The sequence below is a fragment of the Flavobacterium sp. DG2-3 genome, assembly GCF_030730925.1.
Lineage (GTDB): Bacteria > Bacteroidota > Bacteroidia > Flavobacteriales > Flavobacteriaceae > Flavobacterium.
Genome location: NZ_JAVAMB010000002.1, coordinates 90142 through 111532, shown reverse-complemented (window position 1 = coordinate 111532; position 21391 = coordinate 90142). Strand labels below are relative to the sequence as shown.

18 protein-coding genes are annotated in these 21391 nt (G+C 32.4%); 12 read left to right on the top strand and 6 right to left on the bottom strand.

Annotation, left to right across the window (positions count from 1 at the left end; all coding sequences use genetic code 11):
• Positions 1–166: 166 nt before the first annotated feature.
• Entirely contained in the window at positions 167–1957 is a 1791-nt protein-coding gene (locus Q9Q97_RS04465) for an ABC transporter ATP-binding protein (protein WP_306155063.1), read from the top strand.
• 158 nt (positions 1958–2115) lie between these two features.
• On the opposite strand, the gene Q9Q97_RS04460 is transcribed toward Q9Q97_RS04465, so the two are convergent.
• Positions 2116–3285: a proline dehydrogenase family protein gene (locus Q9Q97_RS04460; RefSeq protein ID WP_306155061.1), complete on the bottom strand. Its 1170-nt coding sequence runs from the start codon at positions 3283–3285 to the stop codon at positions 2116–2118.
• A 107-nt stretch (positions 3286–3392) separates the two neighbouring features.
• Between Q9Q97_RS04460 and Q9Q97_RS04455 the strand changes: the two genes are divergently transcribed.
• The 6 genes from Q9Q97_RS04455 to recQ all read left to right on the top strand — a co-directional run bounded on the left by Q9Q97_RS04455 (position 3393) and on the right by recQ (position 12417).
• Complete coding sequence (locus Q9Q97_RS04455) at positions 3393–5768, top strand: O-antigen ligase family protein (RefSeq protein ID WP_306155058.1); 2376 nt, start codon at positions 3393–3395, stop codon at positions 5766–5768.
• A 126-nt stretch (positions 5769–5894) separates the two neighbouring features.
• Positions 5895–6962 carry a 3-dehydroquinate synthase gene (aroB, locus tag Q9Q97_RS04450; protein ID WP_306155057.1) on the top strand — a complete coding sequence of 356 codons (1068 nt, stop codon included), beginning with the start codon at positions 5895–5897 and terminating at the stop codon, positions 6960–6962.
• Positions 6963–7264: 302 nt separating this feature from the next.
• Positions 7265–8668 carry an arginine decarboxylase gene (locus Q9Q97_RS04445; RefSeq protein WP_306155055.1) on the top strand — a complete coding sequence of 468 codons (1404 nt, stop codon included), beginning with the start codon at positions 7265–7267 and terminating at the stop codon, positions 8666–8668.
• A 100-nt stretch (positions 8669–8768) separates the two neighbouring features.
• Positions 8769–9737: a deoxyhypusine synthase family protein gene (locus Q9Q97_RS04440; RefSeq protein ID WP_095931202.1), complete on the top strand. Its 969-nt coding sequence runs from the start codon at positions 8769–8771 to the stop codon at positions 9735–9737.
• Between the two features lie 8 nt (positions 9738–9745).
• Entirely contained in the window at positions 9746–10159 is a 414-nt protein-coding gene (locus tag Q9Q97_RS04435; RefSeq protein ID WP_306155051.1) for a DNA primase, read from the top strand.
• A 149-nt stretch (positions 10160–10308) separates the two neighbouring features.
• Positions 10309–12417 carry a DNA helicase RecQ gene (gene recQ, locus Q9Q97_RS04430; protein ID WP_306155049.1) on the top strand — a complete coding sequence of 703 codons (2109 nt, stop codon included), beginning with the start codon at positions 10309–10311 and terminating at the stop codon, positions 12415–12417.
• A 212-nt stretch (positions 12418–12629) separates the two neighbouring features.
• On the opposite strand, the gene Q9Q97_RS04425 is transcribed toward recQ, so the two are convergent.
• The 4 genes from Q9Q97_RS04425 to Q9Q97_RS04410 form a co-directional block, all read right to left on the bottom strand.
• Complete coding sequence (locus Q9Q97_RS04425; protein WP_306155047.1) at positions 12630–13145, bottom strand: DinB family protein; 516 nt, start codon at positions 13143–13145, stop codon at positions 12630–12632.
• Between the two features lie 10 nt (positions 13146–13155).
• Positions 13156–15741 (bottom strand): phosphoenolpyruvate carboxylase, encoded by a 2586-nt coding sequence (locus Q9Q97_RS04420; protein WP_306155045.1) that lies wholly within the window; start codon positions 15739–15741, stop codon positions 13156–13158.
• 92 nt (positions 15742–15833) lie between these two features.
• Entirely contained in the window at positions 15834–16313 is a 480-nt protein-coding gene (locus tag Q9Q97_RS04415) for an Lrp/AsnC family transcriptional regulator (protein ID WP_008468989.1), read from the bottom strand.
• Between the two features lie 77 nt (positions 16314–16390).
• Entirely contained in the window at positions 16391–17545 is a 1155-nt protein-coding gene (locus Q9Q97_RS04410; protein WP_306155007.1) for a M14 metallopeptidase family protein, read from the bottom strand.
• Positions 17546–17857: 312 nt separating this feature from the next.
• On the opposite strand from Q9Q97_RS04410, the gene Q9Q97_RS04405 reads away from it, so the two are divergent.
• Entirely contained in the window at positions 17858–18313 is a 456-nt protein-coding gene (locus tag Q9Q97_RS04405) for a helix-turn-helix transcriptional regulator (protein ID WP_306155005.1), read from the top strand.
• 84 nt (positions 18314–18397) lie between these two features.
• Here the strand turns inward: Q9Q97_RS04405 and Q9Q97_RS04400 are convergent, their stop codons facing one another.
• On the bottom strand, positions 18398–18949 hold the full coding sequence (locus Q9Q97_RS04400) for a 1-acyl-sn-glycerol-3-phosphate acyltransferase (protein WP_306155003.1): 552 nt from the start codon (positions 18947–18949) through the stop codon (positions 18398–18400).
• Between the two features lie 64 nt (positions 18950–19013).
• Between Q9Q97_RS04400 and Q9Q97_RS04395 the strand changes: the two genes are divergently transcribed.
• From Q9Q97_RS04395 to Q9Q97_RS04380, 4 genes are read left to right on the top strand one after another with little or no spacing between them, the layout of a single operon-like run.
• Positions 19014–19679, top strand: coding sequence for a spermidine synthase (locus Q9Q97_RS04395; RefSeq protein ID WP_306155001.1), 666 nt, complete (start codon positions 19014–19016; stop codon positions 19677–19679).
• Between the two features lie 4 nt (positions 19680–19683).
• Positions 19684–20361 carry a peptidoglycan DD-metalloendopeptidase family protein gene (locus Q9Q97_RS04390; RefSeq protein WP_306154999.1) on the top strand — a complete coding sequence of 226 codons (678 nt, stop codon included), beginning with the start codon at positions 19684–19686 and terminating at the stop codon, positions 20359–20361.
• A 6-nt stretch (positions 20362–20367) separates the two neighbouring features.
• Positions 20368–20844, top strand: coding sequence for a hypothetical protein (locus Q9Q97_RS04385; protein ID WP_306154997.1), 477 nt, complete (start codon positions 20368–20370; stop codon positions 20842–20844).
• Between the two features lie 12 nt (positions 20845–20856).
• The gene (locus Q9Q97_RS04380) at positions 20857–21381 is read left to right on the top strand and encodes a hypothetical protein (RefSeq protein ID WP_306154995.1); all 525 of its coding nucleotides are present in this window, start codon (positions 20857–20859) and stop codon (positions 21379–21381) included.
• Positions 21382–21391 lie beyond the last annotated feature (10 nt).

Sequence of the window (21391 nt, the reverse complement as noted above, 5' to 3'; positions counted from 1 at the left end):
TTGATAAAATGTTTAGAAATCTATTTATCAAGGAATTAAAACAGGGTAAAAATCTGCAATTTCTTAAATTTAGTTAAAAATCATATCCGTCTAGGGTAATTCAGCATATTCTTTTTGTATTCACTTGCTATAGTCATACCTTTGCGTACCTTAATTGTATATTCAAATGGCAAGATTTCAAGAAAATGATTTACCGAAAGCTAAATTAAACTCTAACTCCCTTCAAAAAGCACTTCGAATTTTTAAATATGCTAAAAACCACAAATGGAAATTTTTCCTAGGTTTGATTTTCCTTTTTTTAACCAGCGCCACTGCCCTAGCCTTTCCTAAACTTATGGGAATGCTTGTAGATTGCGTTACCAATAAAGACCTTTCTAGAGCAAACGAAATTGCAATGGGATTAATGGCGATCTTAGTTCTTCAAGCTGTTTTCTCTTTCTTTAGAATTTCACTCTTTGTAAATTTTACAGAAAACTCTCTTTCTAATATTCGTTTTGCCTTGTATGAGAACTTAATCAAATTACCAATGTCGTTTTATTCCCAGAAACGTGTTGGTGAATTAAATAGTAGAATTAGTGCTGATATTTCGCAATTGCAAGATACTTTCAGTACAACTATCGCCGAATTTCTTCGCCAGTTTATTTTGATCATTGGTGGTTTTGTAATTTTAGGAAGTATTAGTCCAAAACTGACTTTAATGATGCTGGCAATTGTGCCTCTTGTAGCCATCGCTGCTGTAATCTTTGGAAGATTTATTCGTAAATACGGAAAAAAAACTCAAGATAAAGTAGCAGAAAGCCAAGTTATTGTTGAAGAAACTCTACAAGGAATCAGCAATGTGAAGGCTTTTGCAAACGAATGGTACGAAATTCAGCGTTACAAAAACAAGATTAGAGAAATTGTGAAAATTGCCATCAAAGGCGGTCAATACAGAGGTTACTTTGCTTCGTTTATTATTCTATGCCTTTTTGGATGCGTTGTTGCTGTAGTTTGGTACGGAATCACCTTAACGATTAAAGGAGAAGTTGAAGGCGTTGGCGATCTGATCTCTTTTGTATTGTATACAACATTTATCGGTGCTTCTTTTGGCGGAATTGCCGAAATGTATGCTCAGATTCAAAAAGCAGTTGGAGCGACAGAACGTGTTTTTGAATTGCTAGAAGAAACTCCTGAAGAAATTAATGCTAAACCAAGACTTACTGCTGTAGAAAAAATAAAAGGAAATGTAACTTTCAAAAACGTTGCTTTTAGTTATCCTTCAAGAAAAGAAATTCAGGTTTTAAAAGACGTTAACTTCAATGCCGAATTCGGACAAAAAATAGCAATCGTTGGTCCGAGTGGTGCCGGTAAATCGACTATTTCTTCACTTCTTTTACGTTTTTATGATATCACTTCTGGAGAAATAATAGTAGACGGTAAAAAGATTCAAGATTATGATTTGGAAGATCTTCGCGGCAATATGAGTATTGTACCTCAAGACGTTATTTTATTCGGAGGAACTATTAGAGAAAATATTGCTTATGGAAATCCAAATGCTACAGAAGAAGAAATTATCGCAGCTGCAAAACAAGCCAATGCTTTCAATTTTGTTGATGGATTTCCAGAGAAATTTGAAACTTTGGTTGGAGAGCGCGGTGTTAAACTTTCTGGCGGACAGCGCCAGCGTATTGCGATTGCAAGAGCATTGCTTAAAAATCCTAGTATTTTAATTTTAGACGAAGCTACTTCGTCTTTAGATAGTGAAAGCGAAAAACTGGTTCAGGAAGCTCTTGAAGTTTTAATGGAAGGAAGAACAAGTATCATTATTGCACACAGACTTTCTACAATTAGAAATGCAGATAAAATCTTAGTTCTAGATAACGGAAAAATATCTGAAGAAGGAACTCACCAGGAATTGATAAACTTAGAAAACGGGATTTACAAGAATTTAAGTAATTTGCAGTTTAGCAATTCTTAAATAACTTCCAATTTTTTAAAATTCCAAATTCCAATAAAAAAGTCCAATTGCAAAGCAATTGGACTTTTTTATGATGGAAAATCTAAAATCTAAAATCTAAAATCTAAAATCTAAAATCTAAAATCTAAAATCTAAAATCTAAAATCTAAAATCTAGATTTATTTCCCTTTTCTACGTTTGCGTTCTGCTTTAATCATAGATAATTCGCGGCTAGTTTGACCAGCAACCGAAGTATTTTCTTCTGCACGACGAATCAAGTATGGCATAACATCTTTTACAGGTCCGAATGGTAAATATTTGGCAACGTTATAACCGTTTTCAGCTAAGTTGTAGCTAATATTATCACTCATTCCGTACAATTGTCCGAACCAGATTCTAGAATCGTTTTTAGCAATTCCTTTCTGCGCCATCATTTCCATTAATTTGTATGAACTCAATTCGTTGTGAGTTCCAGCAAAAATGGCCATTTTATCAATATGCTCCAACATATATTGTACAGCATTATCATAGTTCACGTCAGTAGCTTCTTTAGAAACGCAAATTGGAGAAACATATCCTTTTTCTTCAGCTCTTTTGTTTTCTTTTTCCATATAAGCCCCACGAACCAATTTCATACCGATATAAAAACCTTCAGCTTTTGCAATTTCATGAAGCTTTTTCAAATAATCCAAACGATCCCAACGGTACATTTGCAAAGTATTAAATATAATTGCTTTGTCTTTGTTGTATTTGCGCATCATTTCTGTAACCAAATCATCAGCAGCGTCCTGCATCCAGCTTTCTTCACCATCAATTAATAAGGCAACATCTTTTTTATGAGCTTCACTGCAAATTTTATCAAAACGAGCTACTACTCTATCCCATTCCGCTTGTTCAGCAGGATTAAGTGTTTGTTTTTCGCCCAATTTCTCATACAATTCGAAACGGCCTAAACCAGTTGGCTTAAATACAGCAAACGGAATCGCAAGACGTTCTTTAGCAAATTCTACTGTTCTTAATGTCATTTCCAAAGCAGCATCAAACTGCTCCTCTTCTTCTTTTCCTTCAACAGAATAATCCAATACAGAAGAAACACCTTTTGTAAACATTTTGTCTACCACAGTAAGACAGTCATTTTCGTTTACACCACCACAAAAATGGTCAAAAACAGTAGCGCGTATTAAACCTTCTACAGGCAAATGTGCTTTGATAGCAAAATTAGTAACAGCAGTTCCAATTCTCACAAGAGGTTCGCTGTCAATCATTTTAAAAAGAAAGTAAGCTCTGTCAAGTTCTGTGTCACTTTTAAGTGAAAATGCAACCTGCGTGTTATCGAATATCTTTTCCATTAAGTTTATTTTTTATGCAAATATATAGACTGTTTTGAATATTGTTCACTAAAACATAGCATATTTTTTTAAATTATCAATCTGGCAAAATGAAAGTTTGGCTTAAAATGACAGAAAATATCCCTAATTTTTATTATTTTTGCAAAAAATACTATATCACGATGAAAGGAATGACAGTAAATGAGATTATAGATGAAACAAAAGCAGGTAAAAATATACCCGATTTTCTGATTTATTTTTTTATTATTTTACTTCTGTTGATAGATTTTATGCCTTATTTTAAGACTACAGAAATTATTAATATTCAATTTCTGTATTTGTCTTTTCTTAATTTATTGGCAGGGATATATTTGTATTTAAACAATGCCTTAATTCCTCCAACATTTTTTTCAATCTGGAAAAAAAGCCAATTTCTTAAAATATACATTATATTTTTAGTTCTCTGTGCTGTCAGTTTCTTTGTAGCCAAAAATACTTCTTTAGTCATTACCAAAATGACACAGCTATTAGTTGTATTTTGCTTATTTCTAAATCTCTCTATATTACTAAAAGACAAACTTCAACTGTTTTTCAAAATTGTTTTTATAGTTGGTATTTTCGCCTTTTTACAATCTTGGCAGGAACTGTGTCATTTTATAATTATTCCTAAAAGAGCTTCTATAATAGATCTCCTTACGAATATGAAAGGAAATACTGGAAATATCAATATCCTTGCAGCGAGTCTTAGTATTAAAGTACCATTTTTACTTCTCGGTATTGTACATTATAATGGTTTGAGAAAATATTTTTTACTATTCGCACTTTTTTCGGCAACAGCTGTCATTTTTTTAACAGGCGCGAGAACTGCACTTTTAGATTTGTTTGCAATATATACTGTGTATATCATTTATTTATTAAGAGAGCACAAAGCTGTCAGAACTACTTTTACCAAAATTCTATTATTAATTATACCGACTTTAATCTCAGTATTATTTGCGAACTCTATTTTTGAAAAATCTAAAGACAGCGGGCGTTATGTTTCTTTGCAAAATAGAATTGGAGAAATTAATACAAATGACGCTTCTGCAAATGTCAGATTGCTGTATTGGGAAAATGCATTACAACTAGCACAAAAAAATCCAGTACTCGGAATTGGTTTAGGAAATTATCGAATAGAATCAATTCCTTATGAGAAATATATTTCAGATGACACTACTGTTTCATTGCACACACATAATGATTTTTTAGAAATCACTTCAGAAACTGGAATTTTAAACGGTTTGCTTTATTTTGCCTTATTGGCCGTATTGTTTTTTATTAATTTAAAAAACACAATAAAATCATCTTCAGAACAGACAAAAAACATTGCTGTATTAGCTTTGATGCTGGTTTTGGTTTACGGAATTGACTCTTTTTTCAATTTCCCGATGTACAGACCAACTATGTCAATATTTTTTGTTCTAATCCTTGCATTGACGATTTTGAATAATTCTAAGACTTCTGAAATTTTAAATGCAACAAGATTAAATACCAAAACTATTGCTATTGCATTAATAGCACTTTCATTGTTTACGAGTTATACAGCCTATCATATTTGCAAAGCTTCGCACCTTCAATATATGATTTTGTCCGATGATATAAACAACAATACTAAAGGAGTTTTGACGGGAGATGAAGTTTTGAAGCAAATGCCAGATTATCCAAACGTTTTTAGCACTTCTGAATCATTTTATGAATATGCAGGCATTTATTTTATTCGTGAAAATAATTTTGAGAAAGCATTGCAATGTTTTTCAAAAGCTGAAAAAATAAATCCATATGTAGGAAGAATTGATTTTTACAAACAGGTTATTTCTTCTAAAAAAGGAAATCTAGATAGTGCTTATATCTACGCACAAAAAGCTTTTTCTACTCGCCCGAGAAACTATGACTTATATAAGTCCGCTTCTATTTATGCTACTCTAAAAAAAGATACTGTTCAATTATTAAAAAATCACGCTCTGTTTTCTACTTATAGAAATATTCCTGAAGAATGGGTTAAAACAGCAAAATCTTTGCAAAATGCAGGTGCAGGATATAATAGACTTGTTGAGTTCCTAGATTCTGGATTAAGAAAAATGCCGAAAGACAGTACACTTTTGTCACAGAAAAATGCTTTCCTCATTACCGATTATTTGATTAAAGGCCAGCGTTATGAATCTGAATCAAAATCAGACTTGGCGCTTAAAACTTACCAAAGTGCATTGAAAATCGATCCTGATAATATTTATGTATTGCAGAATATTGGTTTTTATTATTTGAAAAATGGCCAGTACGACAAAGCTATTCTTAATTTGACAAAAGCACTCCAAAAACCAGGTTTGAATGATGGCAAAACAGAATATTATCTTGGTATGAGCTATCAACTCGTAAAAGACAAAGCAAATGCATGCAAGTATTATAGAATAGCGCTTGATAAAAAGTTTATTGATAGAAATAATCCTGCGATTCAAAATTGCGGCTAATTCAAAAGTTATATATGACACTGATTTGCTTATTTTGAACATTTTTTTTCTTTAAATAATAGAAATAGTTTGGGGATTAATTAGTTAAAAATGCCGTATTTTGCGCTTTCAATTAACAAAAGAATTATGCAATCTATTCAAGCCAATAATTATCTCGTGCATTTTAATGAGAATGCTTACGAAGCTTTAAATAAACATTTAAGAGAAAGTAAATATTCGAATATTTTTATAATTGTAGATGATCAAACCAATGAGTATTGTTTGTCTAAGTTTATTCCGCTTCTAGAAACAGAATTGGCAATTGAAATTATTGAATTTGAAGCTGGTGAAGCCAATAAAAATATAGAAACTTGTATTGAGATCTGGAATATCTTAACAGAACTTGGTGCCGACAGAAAATCGCTTATCATTAATCTAGGTGGTGGCGTTGTTACAGACTTAGGAGGTTTTGTGGCTTCTACATTTAAAAGAGGTGTCGATTTTATTAATATCCCAACTACTCTATTATCTATGGTTGATGCTTCTGTTGGAGGAAAAACAGGAGTTGACTTAGGAAATCTTAAAAATCAGATTGGAGTTATCAATGTACCTCAAATGGTCTTAATTGATACCAATTATTTAGAAACTTTACCGCAAAGCGAAATGCGCTCTGGTTTGGCAGAAATGCTAAAACATGGTTTAATATATGATGCGCCGTATTGGAGACAATTCTCAGATTTAAAATCAATTGTTTTTGACGAATTAGACCAATTGATCTATCGTTCTGTTGAAATTAAAAATGAAATTGTAATTCAGGATCCTACAGAGAAGAACATTCGTAAAGCATTAAATTTCGGACATACTTTAGGGCATGCTATAGAAGGATACTTTTTGGAAAGTGAAGAAAAAACGACTTTACTGCATGGAGAAGCGATTGCTGTCGGAATGATTTTGGAAAGTTATATTTCGCTTCAAAAAGGATTAATTTCTGAAGAAGAATACAGAGAAATCAAAACTATTATTAAAGACATTTATGACGATGTAATTTTTGAAGAAAAAGACATCGATCCGATCTTAGAATTGCTGATTCATGACAAAAAAAATGAATACGGTTTAATTCAATTTGCGTTAATTGAAGGAATCGGAAAAATAAAAATTAACCAATCCGTTGAAAATAAATTGATTCTAGAAGCGTTTGAGGATTATAAATCTTAAACTTTTTTAATCAAAAGCATTGCATTTGGTATATATTATTTTTTACATTTGCCCCATGAAAACAAACAAGCAGCAAAGGCACTTTAGCTCTTACAGAAACAGACTCAGCAGTTCTTTATTAAGAATGTTGAACCGTTTCTACAATAGTAAAAGCCCTTTTTGTATCGATGTTTTCCAATGTACAAAAGCGGAGCACGAAAAACTGCCTATTATATTCGCCAATATTAGAGTTTGAATTTAAGATTTAGTCCCAAAAAACCTAAATTAAATTACAATTACAATCTCTAAACATTGACAAATAAATGAATACAAAATATTCTGATCTAATAAACCAAACATACTACTTCCCTCAAGAGGAATTTAAACTAAACAAAGACAACCTTCAGTTTCACAATATTGATTTGATGAAATTGGTTGAACAATATGGTACACCATTAAAGTTTACTTACTTGCCTCAAATTTCTGAAAACATCAACAAAGCAAAAGCTTGGTTCAGAAAATCAATGGAGAAGAATAAATACGACGCAAAATATTATTATTGTTATTGTACGAAAAGCTCTCATTTTGAATATATTATGAATGAAGCTTTCAAGAATAACATTCATATCGAAACATCATCTGCTTTTGATGTTAATATCGTAGAGAATTTATTAGAAAACGGAAAAATCAACAAAAGTACATTTGTAATTTGCAACGGTTTCAAAAGAGACGAATATATTAGCAATATCGCTAGATTAATCAATAATGGACATAAAAATACTATTCCGATTATTGATAACTACGAAGAGTTAGATTTACTTCAGGCAGAAATTAAAGGAAAATTCAAAATTGGAATCCGTATTGCTGCTGAAGAAGAGCCTAAATTTGAGTTTTATACTTCTAGATTAGGTATTGGTTACAAAAACATTGTTTCTTTCTATAAAAAACAAATTCAGGAAAACGATAAATTAGAGCTGAAAATGCTTCACTTCTTTATCAATACCGGAATCAACGATACATCATACTATTGGAACGAGCTTGTAAAGTGTATTAAAGTTTACATTGCTCTTAAAAAAGAATGTCCTACACTAGACGGACTGAACATTGGCGGTGGTTTCCCTATTAAAAACTCACTTGCTTTTGAATATGATTATCAATATATGATTGATGAAATTATCAATCAGATTAAAATTGCTTGTGATGAAGCCGAAGTTGATGTTCCAAATATATTTACGGAATTTGGATCGTTTACTGTAGGTGAAAGCGGTGGTGCAATCTATCAGGTTTTATACCAAAAACAGCAAAATGATAGAGAAAAATGGAACATGATTGACTCATCTTTCATTACCACTTTACCAGATACTTGGGCTATAAATAAACGTTTTATCATGCTGGCTATTAACCGCTGGAATGATACTTACGAGCGGGTACTGTTGGGAGGTCTGACTTGTGATAGTGACGACTATTACAACTCTGAGCAAAACATGAATGCAATTTACCTGCCTAAGTACAACAAAGAAAAGCCGTTATATATCGGATTCTTTAATACTGGCGCTTATCAAGAAACAATTGGAGGATACGGTGGTCTGCACCACTGCTTGATTCCGCAGCCTAAACACATTTTAATTGATCGTGATGAAAATGGAATTCTGGCAACTGAGGTTTTCTCAGAACAACAGACTTCAGACGATGTTTTAAAGATTTTAGGCTACAAAAAAAAGTTGTAAAAAAAACGGCAGATTAAGTAATAGAATTTTGTTAAAAATTCTTAATTTGCATTAACATCCAAAAAGGTTAAACTTTTTAATTCAAAAAAAACAAAAAAAAATGAAAGGACCAATCAGTCAGTTTATTGAAAAACACTATTTGCATTTTAACTCTGCTTCATTGGTAGATGCTGCAAAAGCATACGAGCAGCAATTAGCTGATGGTGCTAAGATGCTGGTAAGTATGGCTGGAGCAATGAGTACAGCAGAAATTGGTAAAATTTTTGCCGAAGTAATCAGACAAGACAAAGTGCATATTATTTCATGTACTGGAGCAAACTTAGAAGAAGATATCATGAATTTAGTAGCTCATTCTCACTACGAAAGAGTTCCTAACTACCGTGATTTGACACCAGAAGACGAATGGGCTTTACTAGAAAGAGGATTAAACCGTGTTACTGACACTTGTATTCCTGAGCATGAAGCTTTCCGTCGTTTACAAAAACATATTTACAAAATTTGGAAAGATGCTGACGACAAAGGTGAGCGTTACTTCCCACACGAATTTATGTATAAAATGTTATTGTCTGGCGTTTTAGAAGAATATTACGAAATTGACTTAAAAGATAGCTGGATGTATGCAGCTGCAGAGAAAAACTTGCCAATTATCGTTCCTGGATGGGAAGATAGTACTATGGGTAATATCTTTGCTTCATACGTAATTAAAGGTGAATTAAAAGCGTCTACCATGAAATCTGGTATCGAATACATGACTTTCCTTGCGGATTGGTATTCTAAAAACAGTTCAAACGGAATTGGATTCTTCCAAATCGGTGGTGGTATCGCTGGTGACTTCCCTATTTGTGTTGTTCCTATGCTGTACCAAGATATGGAAATGCACGATGTTCCATTTTGGAGTTATTTCTGCCAAATCTCAGATTCAACAACTAGTTATGGTTCTTACTCTGGGGCAGTTCCAAATGAAAAAATCACTTGGGGTAAATTAGACATCAAAACCCCTAAATTTATTATTGAATCGGATGCTACAATTGTTGCTCCGTTAATTTTTGCATACTTATTAGATTTATAAGATAATTTATGAAAAGAGTTATAGTAGACTACGCCAAACTTACCAACGAAATTTTAAACCTTTTGGTTGAAAAATTTCCTGATGGTTATGATGATTCGGATGTAATCCGTTTTAGAAATGCTAAAAACGAATTGGTCGAAGCTGTAGAAGTTCGTACTGAAGACACTATTTATTTGGTAAAAATTAGTACTAAACTTGCTGACAGAATTGAAAACTACGATGAAGATGACGATTTAGATGTTGATGTAGATGCAATTGCACCAGTTAAAGGAATGGATCTTGATGACGATATTAGTAATGATGACGATGATGAAGACGAAAATCTAGACAAACCTGATACTGACGGCGGTGATGATGACGATGACGACGATGATAAAGCAGATACTGATTATGACGAAGAAGATGAAGACGATGAAGATTAATTCATTTCTTTAAAATATAAAGGAACTCTTTTTAGAGTTCCTTTTTTTATGAATTGTTATAAATTATAACAAAACCATTTAAAATTTGTAAGATTATTTCTAAATATCTATTTTCGGTTTTACTAATGATTTTATAAATTATCAGCCTAATGAATTCAGAATTACTACACACCACGTTAAAAGAAAATTTTGGTTTTGAAAAATTCAGACCAAATCAAGAAACTATAATCAATACTATTTTATCTGGTCAAGATACCTTAGCGATTATGCCTACTGGTGGGGGAAAATCAATATGCTTTCAGCTTCCAGCTTTAATTCTGCCAGGAATTACCATTGTAATATCGCCTTTGATTGCTTTAATGAAAGATCAAGTCGATAGTTTGAAAACCAATGGGATTTCTGCCTGTTATATCAATAGCACACAATCCTCGCAAGAGCAGCAATATTATATAGATAACCTAAAATCAAATCATTTTAAATTAGTTTACATTGCACCAGAAAGTCTTTCTTATTTAGATGTGGCCTTCAATGAATTGAATATTAGCTTGATAGCCATTGATGAAGCGCATTGTATTTCTTCCTGGGGACATGATTTTAGGCCTGCATACACTAATTTGGGATATTTAAAAAGCCGCTTCCCTTCTACTCCAGTCTTGGCTTTAACTGCTACGGCCGACAAAGCGACAAGAACCGATATAATTAAACAATTAAAGCTAAAAAATCCAAAAACTTTTATAGCTTCTTTTGATCGAAAAAATTTAAGTTTAGAAGTTCGTCCCGCTTTGGATCGTGTAAAGCAAATTATAGATTTTATTGAAAAGAAACCTAATGAATCGGGAATAGTCTATTGCTTAAGTCGCAAAACCACAGAAGAACTTGCTGATAAATTAAGAAAAAACGGTATTGTAGCAAAAGCCTATCATGCAGGCTTGGATAATGAAACTCGTGCTAAAACTCAGGATCAATTTATTAATGATGACTGTCAGGTGGTTTGTGCTACAATTGCTTTCGGAATGGGAATTGACAAATCGAATGTCCGTTGGGTGATTCATTACAATCTTCCTAAAAATATTGAAGGCTATTATCAGGAAATTGGGCGTGCCGGTCGTGATGGTCTTCCAGCCGAAACGGTTATGTTTGAAAGTTATGCCGATGTAATTCAGTTGCAGAAATTTGCATCTGAAGGACTCAATTCTGATATTCAATTGGCAAAATTGGATAGAATGAAACAATATGCCGATGCTGTGAGCTGTCGAAGAAAAATTCTGCTTTCTTATTTTGGTGAACTGGTTACGGAGAATTGCGGAAACTGCGATATTTGCAAAAATCCTCCAACTTTTTTCGATGGGACGATTCTCGCGCAAAAAGCTTTGTCTGCAATTGTGCGTTTAAAAGAATCTGAACCTCTAGCGGTAATTGTTGATTTTTTAAGAGGCTCAAAAAACGCATATATCTACGAAAAAAATTATCAAACGCTAAAAACGTACGGAATTGGCGATGACGTTTCTTGGTACGATTGGAATCAGTATCTTATTCAGCTTATTAATTTAGGCTATTGCGAAATTGCTTTTCATCAACATAATAAAATTCTCCTTACTCCTTTTGCAAAGAAAGTTTTGTTTGAAGGCGAAAAAGTAAAATTAACGACTGTCGTTAAAAAAATAATTGATAAAAACGAAATCAAAGAAGCAAAAGCTAAACCAGCGAAAAACTCTCTTTTTGAAATACTTCGAAAATTACGCTATGAAATTGCAAAAGATGAAGAAGTTCCCGCTTATGTGATTTTTAGTGATGCTGCATTAAGGCAGATGGAAATAGTAAGACCAATGAGTGAAGAGGAATTCCTTACGATTGATGGAGTTGGAAAAGCAAAACTAGAAAAGTATGGGACTGAATTTATTGACGCCATAATTTATTATGAAAAAGTAAAGAACGAAAATTCTAAGAAAAAGAAAGAAGGCAACACGTATAAAGCAACTTTAGAATTATATCAAGATGGTATTTCGGTAGAAGAAATTGCTGAAAGACGAAAACTTGGAGTTCCGACCATTATTTCACATTTGGCTAAATTGTATAGTGATGGAAATGATATCGATTTGAGTCCGTTTATTTCTGACGAAGAAGTTAAGCTTCTTCATAAAGCACAGATAGAACTGGAATATCCTACAGCACTAAAACCTTATTTCGATCATTTTGAAGAAAAATTATCTTATGATAAAATTCGTTTAGGTTTGGCTATTGTGGAGAGGAATAAGTAATTTCTTTTTTTCAATAAAATATTTATTCATCAATTTTGTCATGCTGACGAAGGAAGGATCTCCGCGAGAAACTCCGCAAGTATAATCTACAATCTTTGTCGAGCTACTTACGGAGATCCTTCCTTCGTCAGGATGACAAACAGAATAAAAAAAACAAAAAAATCCTGTGAATTAATTTTCACAGGATTTTTACTTTTAAGATATTTTATACTTTACAAATACCTCTCTTCAAAAACTTTTTGATGATGTCTCTGATGTCCTATCATAACAAAACCTAAAGCGCGAACTGAAATTGGATTGTTTGATGCAGTGCCGATTCTCTTAAGCTGTTCTTGAGATAAGCTTTTATAAAACAATAGAGTTGAATGTCTTACAGCTGAAAGTTCAGTTAATAAATCTTGAATACTTCTTTTGTTTGAATCGGTGTTCTCTGCATAATCGTTTTCTTCAAAACTTGGCAAAGGTGTTTGGTCGTTTCTAGAAAAACGCAAAGCGCGATAAGCAAAAATTCGTTCCGTATCTATAACATGCTGAATAATGTCTTTTATTGTCCACTTTCCTTCTGCATAGCGATAATCAAATTTATCCATCGGGATATTTTGAACAAATCGGATAAATTCATGAAGCGAAATTTCTAATTCTTCAATTAAAATTCCGTCGCCGGCCGCTTTGACATAATTGCCAAAATGTCCTGAATATTCATTATCTAATAATTCTGCTGCTCTCATTTATTCTGTTTTAAGCTGAATTTCTACTTGCGTTAGTATTTCCGAATAAAGATCTTGTTACAATCTTTTCATATACTTTCACCAATTCTTCATTTGGAACTTCTTCTTTGTTCAACTCATTGATTCTCAATAAAGCATATTGCTGAATGGTTAATAATGGTAAAACAATGCGCTCTCTAATCTGAATTGAAGCAATACCATCAGGATAGTTTTCCATCAAGGTTTTGTGTCCCGCAATTTTCAATAAAAGACGTTTTGTTTCTGAGAATTCGTCATAAATAATCTGCCAGAATTCGCCAAACTCAGGATCTTTTCTCATATAAGCTGTCAACGGTAAGAATGATTTTGCCAATGACATCATACTGTTTTCAAGTAAGGTTTTGAAAAACAATGAATTGTGGTATAAATCGCTTACTTTATCCCATTGTCCACTTTCTTCAAAATGTTTCAAAGCAGAACCTACTCCAAAGAACCCAGGAACGTTTTGTTTTAGCTGACTCCATGAACCCACAAACGGAATGGCTCTTAAATCAGCAAAATCTAAAGATTCAGATTTACTTCTTTTAGAAGGGCGGCTTCCAATGTTTGTTTTAGAATAATATTTTAGCGTACTCATTTTTTCTAAGTACGGAATGAATTTCGGGTGATTTTTGAAACTTAAATATTTCTCATAACCTAAATTAGCTAAATCTGTCAAAATCTGAGTTTCATCAGCAGTCAGCTCGTTTTTCTCTTTGCTAAATACTTGGTTGGTAACACCAGCACTTAATAAGTTTTCGATATTGTAACGGCAAGAGTCTAAAGTTCCGAAATTAGAACTAATCGTCTGACCTTGAACTGTGATCTGAATTTCGTTGTTCTCAATTTTTGGCCCTAAAGAAGCATAGAATTTATGTGTTTTTCCACCGCCACGAGCCGGAGGTCCACCACGTCCATCAAAGAAAATAACTTTAACTCCGTATTCTCTAGAAATTTTTGTCAGCGAAATTTTAGCCTGATAAATACTCCAGTTTGCCATTAAATATCCACCATCTTTAGTTCCATCTGAGAATCCAAGCATAATAGTCTGCTTGTTTCCTCTCGATTTAAGATGTTTTGCATATTCTGGATTCGTGTACAATTGCTCCATAACAGCGTGAGCATTTTGCAAATCGTCTACAGATTCAAAAAGTGGAATAATGTCTACAGTAGGTTTTTCCCAGTTATTTAAACGGATCATAGCGAAAGTCTCCATTACATTCAGCGCACTTTCGTTGTTACTGATAATATAACGGTTTGCTCCTTCTTCACCATTATTCTCCTGAATAGTTTTAATAGCGTGTACAGATTCTAACGTATATCTGGTGATTTCGTTTTCAAAATTGCTTGGGTCAAGATTTCCTTTAACTTTCGATAAAACATTGATTTTTTCATCTTCTGTTAATTCGAAATAATTTTTAGGAAAAATATCAGAACCAGAATTCAAATAATAATTTACAACATCTTTGAAAACTACATTGTGAATTTTACTATTCTGACGAATATCTAATGACGCAAAATGGAATCCGAATAAATTGATTTTTACTAAAAGCGCTTCCAATTCGTCCAAATATAAAGATTGATGTTTTTCAATAATTATAGTACGAACTTTGTTTAATTGCGTTAATAATTCTTCTAAAGTGATGAAAATATCTCCTTTAGAATAAAATACAGAACGGTAAAGTTTATGTTCAAGTTCAGATACTAAAGTATCTACACCTGAGAAAGTTAGCTTACGTTTTAGATTTCTCATTTCTACATAATAGCACTTCAAAATTGAAGTACGCAAACGATCTGCAACTTTCAGTGTAATATCTGTAGTAACAAAAGGATTTCCGTCACGGTCACCTCCTGGCCAGAAACCAAGTTTAATTAATTGATTCTGGATTGGATTTCCATCCATAATATTTTTTTGCAGATAATGTACAATTTCTCCAGCTGTAGCATAAAATACATTTTCTAGATACCAAATTAAACTTACTGCTTCGTCGTAAGGGTTTGGTTTTTCTTTCTGAATAAAAGGAGTTTTACCTAACTGAGCCAATAATTGTTTAATCTGCAGCAAATCATTTTGACGAATTGCTTCTGTCAAATCATTTATAATTCCTAAAACCGGACCAGGATAAAACTGAGTTGGGTGCGCTGTTAAAACTGTTCGCACATTGAAGTTTTCTAAGAATTCGCTTAATTCTTCATCTTTCTCTTTAGCATCAGATTTCTCTTTAATGTCACGAAGAGATCCGCGTCCTTCCATGTTGTTAACCTCAGGAAAAGCAGCGTCTTCAATAGCATCAAATAATACAATCTGACGTTCAATATATTGAATAAATCGAAACATAAGATCGATTTTTTCTTCTTCAGAGGTATTATTTAAGAATTTATTTGAGAAGAAATCAACGATTTCTTTTGGTGTTTCCTGTTTTTTAAAGCCTGTTTCGCAAGTTTCTGTAAATAAAGGAAGTAAAACTCCTGTATTATCTATAGAATCAAATGGTAATGTTATAAAAACACTATTATAAATGTGGTATTTTGAGAGAACGTCTTGATTAAAACGCTCAATTTTCGGCAACGTATACATAATTGTGTTATAGTTGGTTGGTTAATTAGTCATAAAAAAACCCCAAGAATAAACTTGAGGTTATATTTTAATATAGCATTCAAGAAAAGTTCTTACATATTTTTGAAAATAGTATGCATCAAACGCTTCTTATCGTTTATACTTTCCTCTAATGAAATCATTGTTTCTGTTCTGTAAACACCATCGATATCGTCAATCATAAAGATAACTTCTTTCGCGTGTTTAGTGTCTTTTGCTCTGATTTTGCAAAAGATGTTGAATTTTCCTGTCGTTACAGAAGCCACAGTAACGAATGGAATTTGATTGATTCGCTCTAATACAAATTTAGTTTGAGATGTATTATTAAGAAAAACCCCTACATAAGCAATAAATGAATAACCTAATTTATCGTAATCTAAGGCTAATGAAGATCCCATGATAATACCGGCATCCTCCATCTTTTTAACTCTAACGTGTACTGTACCAGCAGATATCAATAGTTTTTTTGCAATGTCAGTAAACGGAACTCTCGTATTGTCTATTAACATATCTAAAATCTGGTGATCTACTTCATCTAAACGAAATTTACTCATAATTGTTTAATTAATATTACTAATTGCTATTACAAAGTATAAAATTATATATAAAAAACAACAAATTCACATAAAAATTAACTTTTTATTAATCCGTTAACAAATTTAACATTTTTATTTAAATAAAAATCTGCCTTCTGACCCGTTTTTGGAAGATTTTGGAAATCGTCCGAATATTCTGCGCCTTTTGCATCGTATTCGTAATGTCCAAAATAATTTTCCAATTCACCCACTTCTGCGATGTAGGCATTAAAATGAATCTTATTTTCGATTAATTCTTCTTTGTATTGTGCGACAAAATTCGTAATAATTTCGATACCATCATAATTTATTTTGACATTTTTATACATAAAATCATAAAAAACGACATTATTTTGTGAAATATTCAAATATTCACCAAATCTATTATCAACTAAATCGTTTTCGGAAATCAATTTAAAGCTTAAAATTAACGAGAAAAATATGAATTTCCTAGTAATTTCGCGCTCATAGTCGTCTGGAAAGTGTCCTGCTTCAAATAATATAGTTGGAACTCCCAAAAATTGAAAAGTGTCTCCTATACAATTAATATTGAAGGAGTCATCGAAACGCCCGACTTGTCCTGGAATGTATTTTTGAAGCTCTTCATTGATGCCTGCAATGATATTTATGGCTTTTAATCTGTTATCGTTTACTTCTCTTTCCTCATTATAAGAAGGCGCTAGAAAAGAAACTGTTGCAGGTTTTCCAGTTGTACCAGCTCCAAAAATAGTACGCTGGTCATGAAGATTAAAACAGAAATCAGGTTTGAATTGCTCAAATACTTCGCGCAAAATTTTACTTTCTGGCTGTGTCAAGTCTTGCGAATCACGATTTAAGTCTATTTTATTCGCGTTTGCTCGGGTATAAAGCCTTGCTCCGTCTGGATTAAGTATCGGAATACATAAAAAAGTGAAGGTATTTAGCATTTGCTTTGCTAAATCAGTGTCGTCATTCAATAAATTAATAAAATCGAATAGAGCTTTTGTAGTAGTGCTTTCGTTACCGTGCATTTGCGACCATAAGTACGCGCGTGTTTTTCCTGTTCCAATTTGGTAACTATATATAGGTTCTCCTAAAACAGATGTTCCAATAATCTGTACTTGACCATTGGTGTTTAGTTTGTCTAAAAGAGGTTTAATATGATCTAAAGTAAGATATCTTCCAGAGATAGACTGTTCTTTGTATTGTGTAAATAACTGTTCTAAATTCATTGCATTTCGATTAGTTTACAAAAGTAAACATCTTTATTTTTACAATTGTAAACTATTAAAAAATTTGAGAATTTAGAATTGTAAACAATATTTGGAACAATTTGTTACTATTTGATACAACTTATTTCAATACAATGAATTAGAATGTATATAACTTTATAAATATATAAATTTCAATTCATTAGCGTAATCTAATTCAATTTTAAATTTAACATAAAACTAACCCAGTATTAAAAACACAACAATAATATTGCAGTAGTTTATCTTTTTGTTTACATTTGTAAATGAGATAATGAAAAACAAGAATTCACAATGGTAAACATAGATGATTTTGTAAAAAGGCTTGAAACTGTATTAGATTATTATGGTTTAAATGCCTCTGCTTTTGCCGATAAAATTGGTGTGCAACGTTCTAGTATGTCTCATCTCCTATCTGGGAGAAACAAGCCAAGCTTAGATTTTGTAATGAAAATTTTAGAAGTTTTTCCCGATGTAGATCTGTATTGGATTTTAATTGGGAGAGGAAATTTTCCAAAAACTAATGAAGAAGAAAATGTAGAAATATCTAAACCTTCTGCTCCTATTTTGCCAATTCAAAATTCAGATCAAAATTTATTCTCAACTTTTGAGACAAATGAAAAAGAAGAAAAATTAGAAACAAAAAAATCATCAACTCCAAAAAATGTAAATTTTGATTTGGAAGATGATGAAATTGAAAAAATTGTCTTGTTTTACAAAAATGGAACTTTTAAAGCTTATTCTCCGTGATTCAAAAATTAGCGCGTATTTGACTCTTGATTCAGAAAATTTTCAAATATGCGATTCTCGCGCGTTTGCAAAAAATCTCAGAAATTAGAGTTTAACTCCATTTTCTGGAATTTTACCTACTACTCCTTTATAATGTTTCTTCAAAATTTCGAAGTCCGCTTCATAATTTCCTGTCGGATAAAATGGTTCGCCGAGATTTACTTCTTTCTTACCCCAATCAAAAGCTACGGGAACAATTGGCACTTTCGCTTTAAGCGCTATAAAATAAAATCCGGTTTTCAATTCGTTTACTTTTTTTCGTGTTCCTTCTGGAGCAACAGCCAAACGAAAGATTTCTTTTCGATCAAAAATTGCCGCAATTGAATCTACCTTATTTAATCCGCCAGAACGGTCTAAAGGTTCTCCTCCAACATTTCTAAAATAATACCCAAACGGAAATCGAAACAATTCTTTCTTGCCCACCCAATTCATTTGAAGTCCCGAAATTCCGCGAGTGAAAAGTCCGATATAAAAATCATGATTACTTGTATGAGGCATCACCATTAGAATACATTTTTTAACTTCCGCATTTTCGATTCCCACTATTTTCCAGCCCATTAGCTTAAAAAATATGAATTTGTATAATAGTTTTTTCATTAAAGGTTCAATATTTCGTGCAAAATAAAAGATTTAATGGTAAATTTGAGTAAAAGCATAAAAAATGATTCGAAAAATTTTCAGTTATATAATTCCAATAAAAATATTTAAGAAAAAATCGGCCAGAAGCAAAACGATCGAAGTCACTTGGGCAAATGGCGAATTAGTATTGGATACTGAAAACACAAATTATTCTTACGGAAGTCTGCAACGTATATTAAGGTACGGACTTCGAAATATTGGTTACGATAAAATTTTAGGAATGGAACACATTCTTTTATTGGGAGTTGCCGGCGGAAGCGTCGTAAAAACATTAGTAGATGAGATTGCATACAAAGAAAAAATAACAGGAGTTGAAATTGATCCCGATATGATTCAGATTGCTAATCAGTATTTTAATCTTAATCAAATTAAGCAACTAGAAGTAGTTATTGATGATGCATTCGAATTTGTCCTAAAAACAAAAGAAAAATATGACCTTATAATTATAGATATTTTTGAAGACACGCACATGCCAAACTTTCTGTTTGAAAAGTTTTTTGTCGATAGAGTCTGCACGATCTTAAATGATGATGGTTTTGTTCTGTTTAACACTATGATCCTAGACGAAGCGCATAATGTTCGAAATAGAAAATATGTTGCAGAAGTGAATCCTAAATTGTTCCAAACAAAAATGCTTCCCCGAATTGAACTACATAATGAATTAATAATTATTAATAAAGTTGCTTAATTTTATGAAACCCCTTGCCTCCATCTTAAATGCCTTACCACCTGCTAAAGTTATTGACTCCTCAATTACTATTTCTGAATATACGCCGTTAAATTTATCGGTTTCAAATCAAGAATTAATCAATCAGAAATTGGATACTTCGGAAGATTTTGAAAAGTACATTTCAAATTTTCTAAAAGAAAAAAACGCTAAAGTGGCCTTTGGCGGTTATATTGAAGGCCGATTTTTATATCAAAGAAGCCCGATTTTTTTGGATGCTTCAAAACCAGAACGCAATATTCACATTGGTTTAGATTTATGGGCAGAAGCCGGAACTGCTGTGCTTGCCGCACTTGACGGAACAGTTCATAGTTTTAAAAACAATATTGGTTTGGGCGATTATGGCCCGACAATTATATTGGAACACAAAGTAGAAAATGAAAAATTTTATACTTTATACGGACATTTGTCGTTAGAAAGTATAGAAAACTTAACGATCGGAGACCATTTTAAGAAAGGCGAAAAAATTGCGACTCTCGGAAATGCCTCAGTAAATGGCGATTACGCACCTCACGTCCATTTTCAGATTATCCATAATATTGGTGATTACTGGGGAGATTATCCAGGTGTCTGCAATACGAAAGACCTAAACTTTTATATCGAAAATTGTCCCGATCCAAACTTATTATTAAAAATTACTTAAATAGTTATGAAGAAAGCAGGATTGATTATATGTTTGTTGTTATTAATTGGATGTAAATCGAAAACAGTAAGCAGAGATACAGAAGATTTAAAAATTAAAAAAGTTTCTGGAGCAGAAATAGATGCAAATCAGCAGCGAAAAGCGTATGATTTAGGAAAGAGAGTTTTAGAAACTTGTAACACTTCAAAATTTAAACCTTTTAACGAAACGGAAGTTACTAAATCGGTTATGGAAAACACTACAGAAGAGCGTTTAACCAAGACCTGCCAAAGATTTAGACAATATTACGGAAGTTTTATAGATTTAAAATTAGACGGAGTTTACAAAACCAAACAAGAAGTCATTTACCGCTATCATGCATTGTATACCAAAAAAGTAGCCAATAAAGAATTGCGCATTTTTGTGAATGAAGACAATCTCATTTCGGCCATAAAATCTATGGATTGGGATGAAAAATTTGATGCCAAATTAGCCGATCAATAAATTAAGATACCTATGAATTTTAAACTACCACTTTTTCTTTTATTATTTGTTTCAACATTTGCTTCAGCACAGCAAACTATTAGCGTAAAAGGATCTGCACCATATCCTGCGACACAAGAATATACTTTTATCTGTGATAAATATGCTTACTCTGGCGAAATTAATGTTCAAATAGCGAAAACAGAAAAAGGTGGTATTTTAAAATTAACCATTTCTACAGCAAGCGACAAAGCAAAAATTGCGGGCGGAGTTTACGTCGATTTAACAAATGCCGATGTTATTGCCTGCACAGACAAAAATGTAAAAGAATCTGCAGACGGTAAAACAACTGCTTACTACTATTTTACACCAGCAGAATGGCTAAAACTTAAAAAAAGTGATATTTATGCCGTAAGATTTATTATTGCTGGCGGGCCAGATATATCAGGAAATCTTACTGGGCATTTTACAGCTTACAGTAAAGTCAAATATTTCTCAACAGCATTTGACAAATCAAAAAAAACATTTGACACCGCTAAAGAAATTAGTGTTTTATAATGATTATTTA

Excerpts from the sequence above, each read along its gene's own strand:
- Q9Q97_RS04465 (WP_306155063.1), top strand. The coding sequence starts at position 167 with ATGGCAAGATTTCAAGAAAATGATTTACCGAAAGCTAAATTAAACTCT.
- Q9Q97_RS04460 (WP_306155061.1), bottom strand. The coding sequence starts at position 3,285 with ATGGAAAAGATATTCGATAACACGCAGGTTGCATTTTCACTTAAAAGT.
- Q9Q97_RS04455 (WP_306155058.1), top strand. The coding sequence starts at position 3,393 with ATGACAGAAAATATCCCTAATTTTTATTATTTTTGCAAAAAATACTAT.
- aroB (WP_306155057.1), top strand. The coding sequence starts at position 5,895 with ATGCAATCTATTCAAGCCAATAATTATCTCGTGCATTTTAATGAGAAT.
- Q9Q97_RS04445 (WP_306155055.1), top strand. The coding sequence starts at position 7,265 with ATGAATACAAAATATTCTGATCTAATAAACCAAACATACTACTTCCCT.
- Q9Q97_RS04440 (WP_095931202.1), top strand. The coding sequence starts at position 8,769 with ATGAAAGGACCAATCAGTCAGTTTATTGAAAAACACTATTTGCATTTT.
- Q9Q97_RS04435 (WP_306155051.1), top strand. The coding sequence starts at position 9,746 with ATGAAAAGAGTTATAGTAGACTACGCCAAACTTACCAACGAAATTTTA.
- recQ (WP_306155049.1), top strand. The coding sequence starts at position 10,309 with ATGAATTCAGAATTACTACACACCACGTTAAAAGAAAATTTTGGTTTT.
- Q9Q97_RS04425 (WP_306155047.1), bottom strand. The coding sequence starts at position 13,145 with ATGAGAGCAGCAGAATTATTAGATAATGAATATTCAGGACATTTTGGC.
- Q9Q97_RS04420 (WP_306155045.1), bottom strand. The coding sequence starts at position 15,741 with ATGTATACGTTGCCGAAAATTGAGCGTTTTAATCAAGACGTTCTCTCA.
- Q9Q97_RS04415 (WP_008468989.1), bottom strand. The coding sequence starts at position 16,313 with ATGAGTAAATTTCGTTTAGATGAAGTAGATCACCAGATTTTAGATATG.
- Q9Q97_RS04410 (WP_306155007.1), bottom strand. The coding sequence starts at position 17,545 with ATGAATTTAGAACAGTTATTTACACAATACAAAGAACAGTCTATCTCT.
- Q9Q97_RS04405 (WP_306155005.1), top strand. The coding sequence starts at position 17,858 with ATGGTAAACATAGATGATTTTGTAAAAAGGCTTGAAACTGTATTAGAT.
- Q9Q97_RS04400 (WP_306155003.1), bottom strand. The coding sequence starts at position 18,949 with ATGAAAAAACTATTATACAAATTCATATTTTTTAAGCTAATGGGCTGG.
- Q9Q97_RS04395 (WP_306155001.1), top strand. The coding sequence starts at position 19,014 with ATGATTCGAAAAATTTTCAGTTATATAATTCCAATAAAAATATTTAAG.
- Q9Q97_RS04390 (WP_306154999.1), top strand. The coding sequence starts at position 19,684 with ATGAAACCCCTTGCCTCCATCTTAAATGCCTTACCACCTGCTAAAGTT.
- Q9Q97_RS04385 (WP_306154997.1), top strand. The coding sequence starts at position 20,368 with ATGAAGAAAGCAGGATTGATTATATGTTTGTTGTTATTAATTGGATGT.
- Q9Q97_RS04380 (WP_306154995.1), top strand. The coding sequence starts at position 20,857 with ATGAATTTTAAACTACCACTTTTTCTTTTATTATTTGTTTCAACATTT.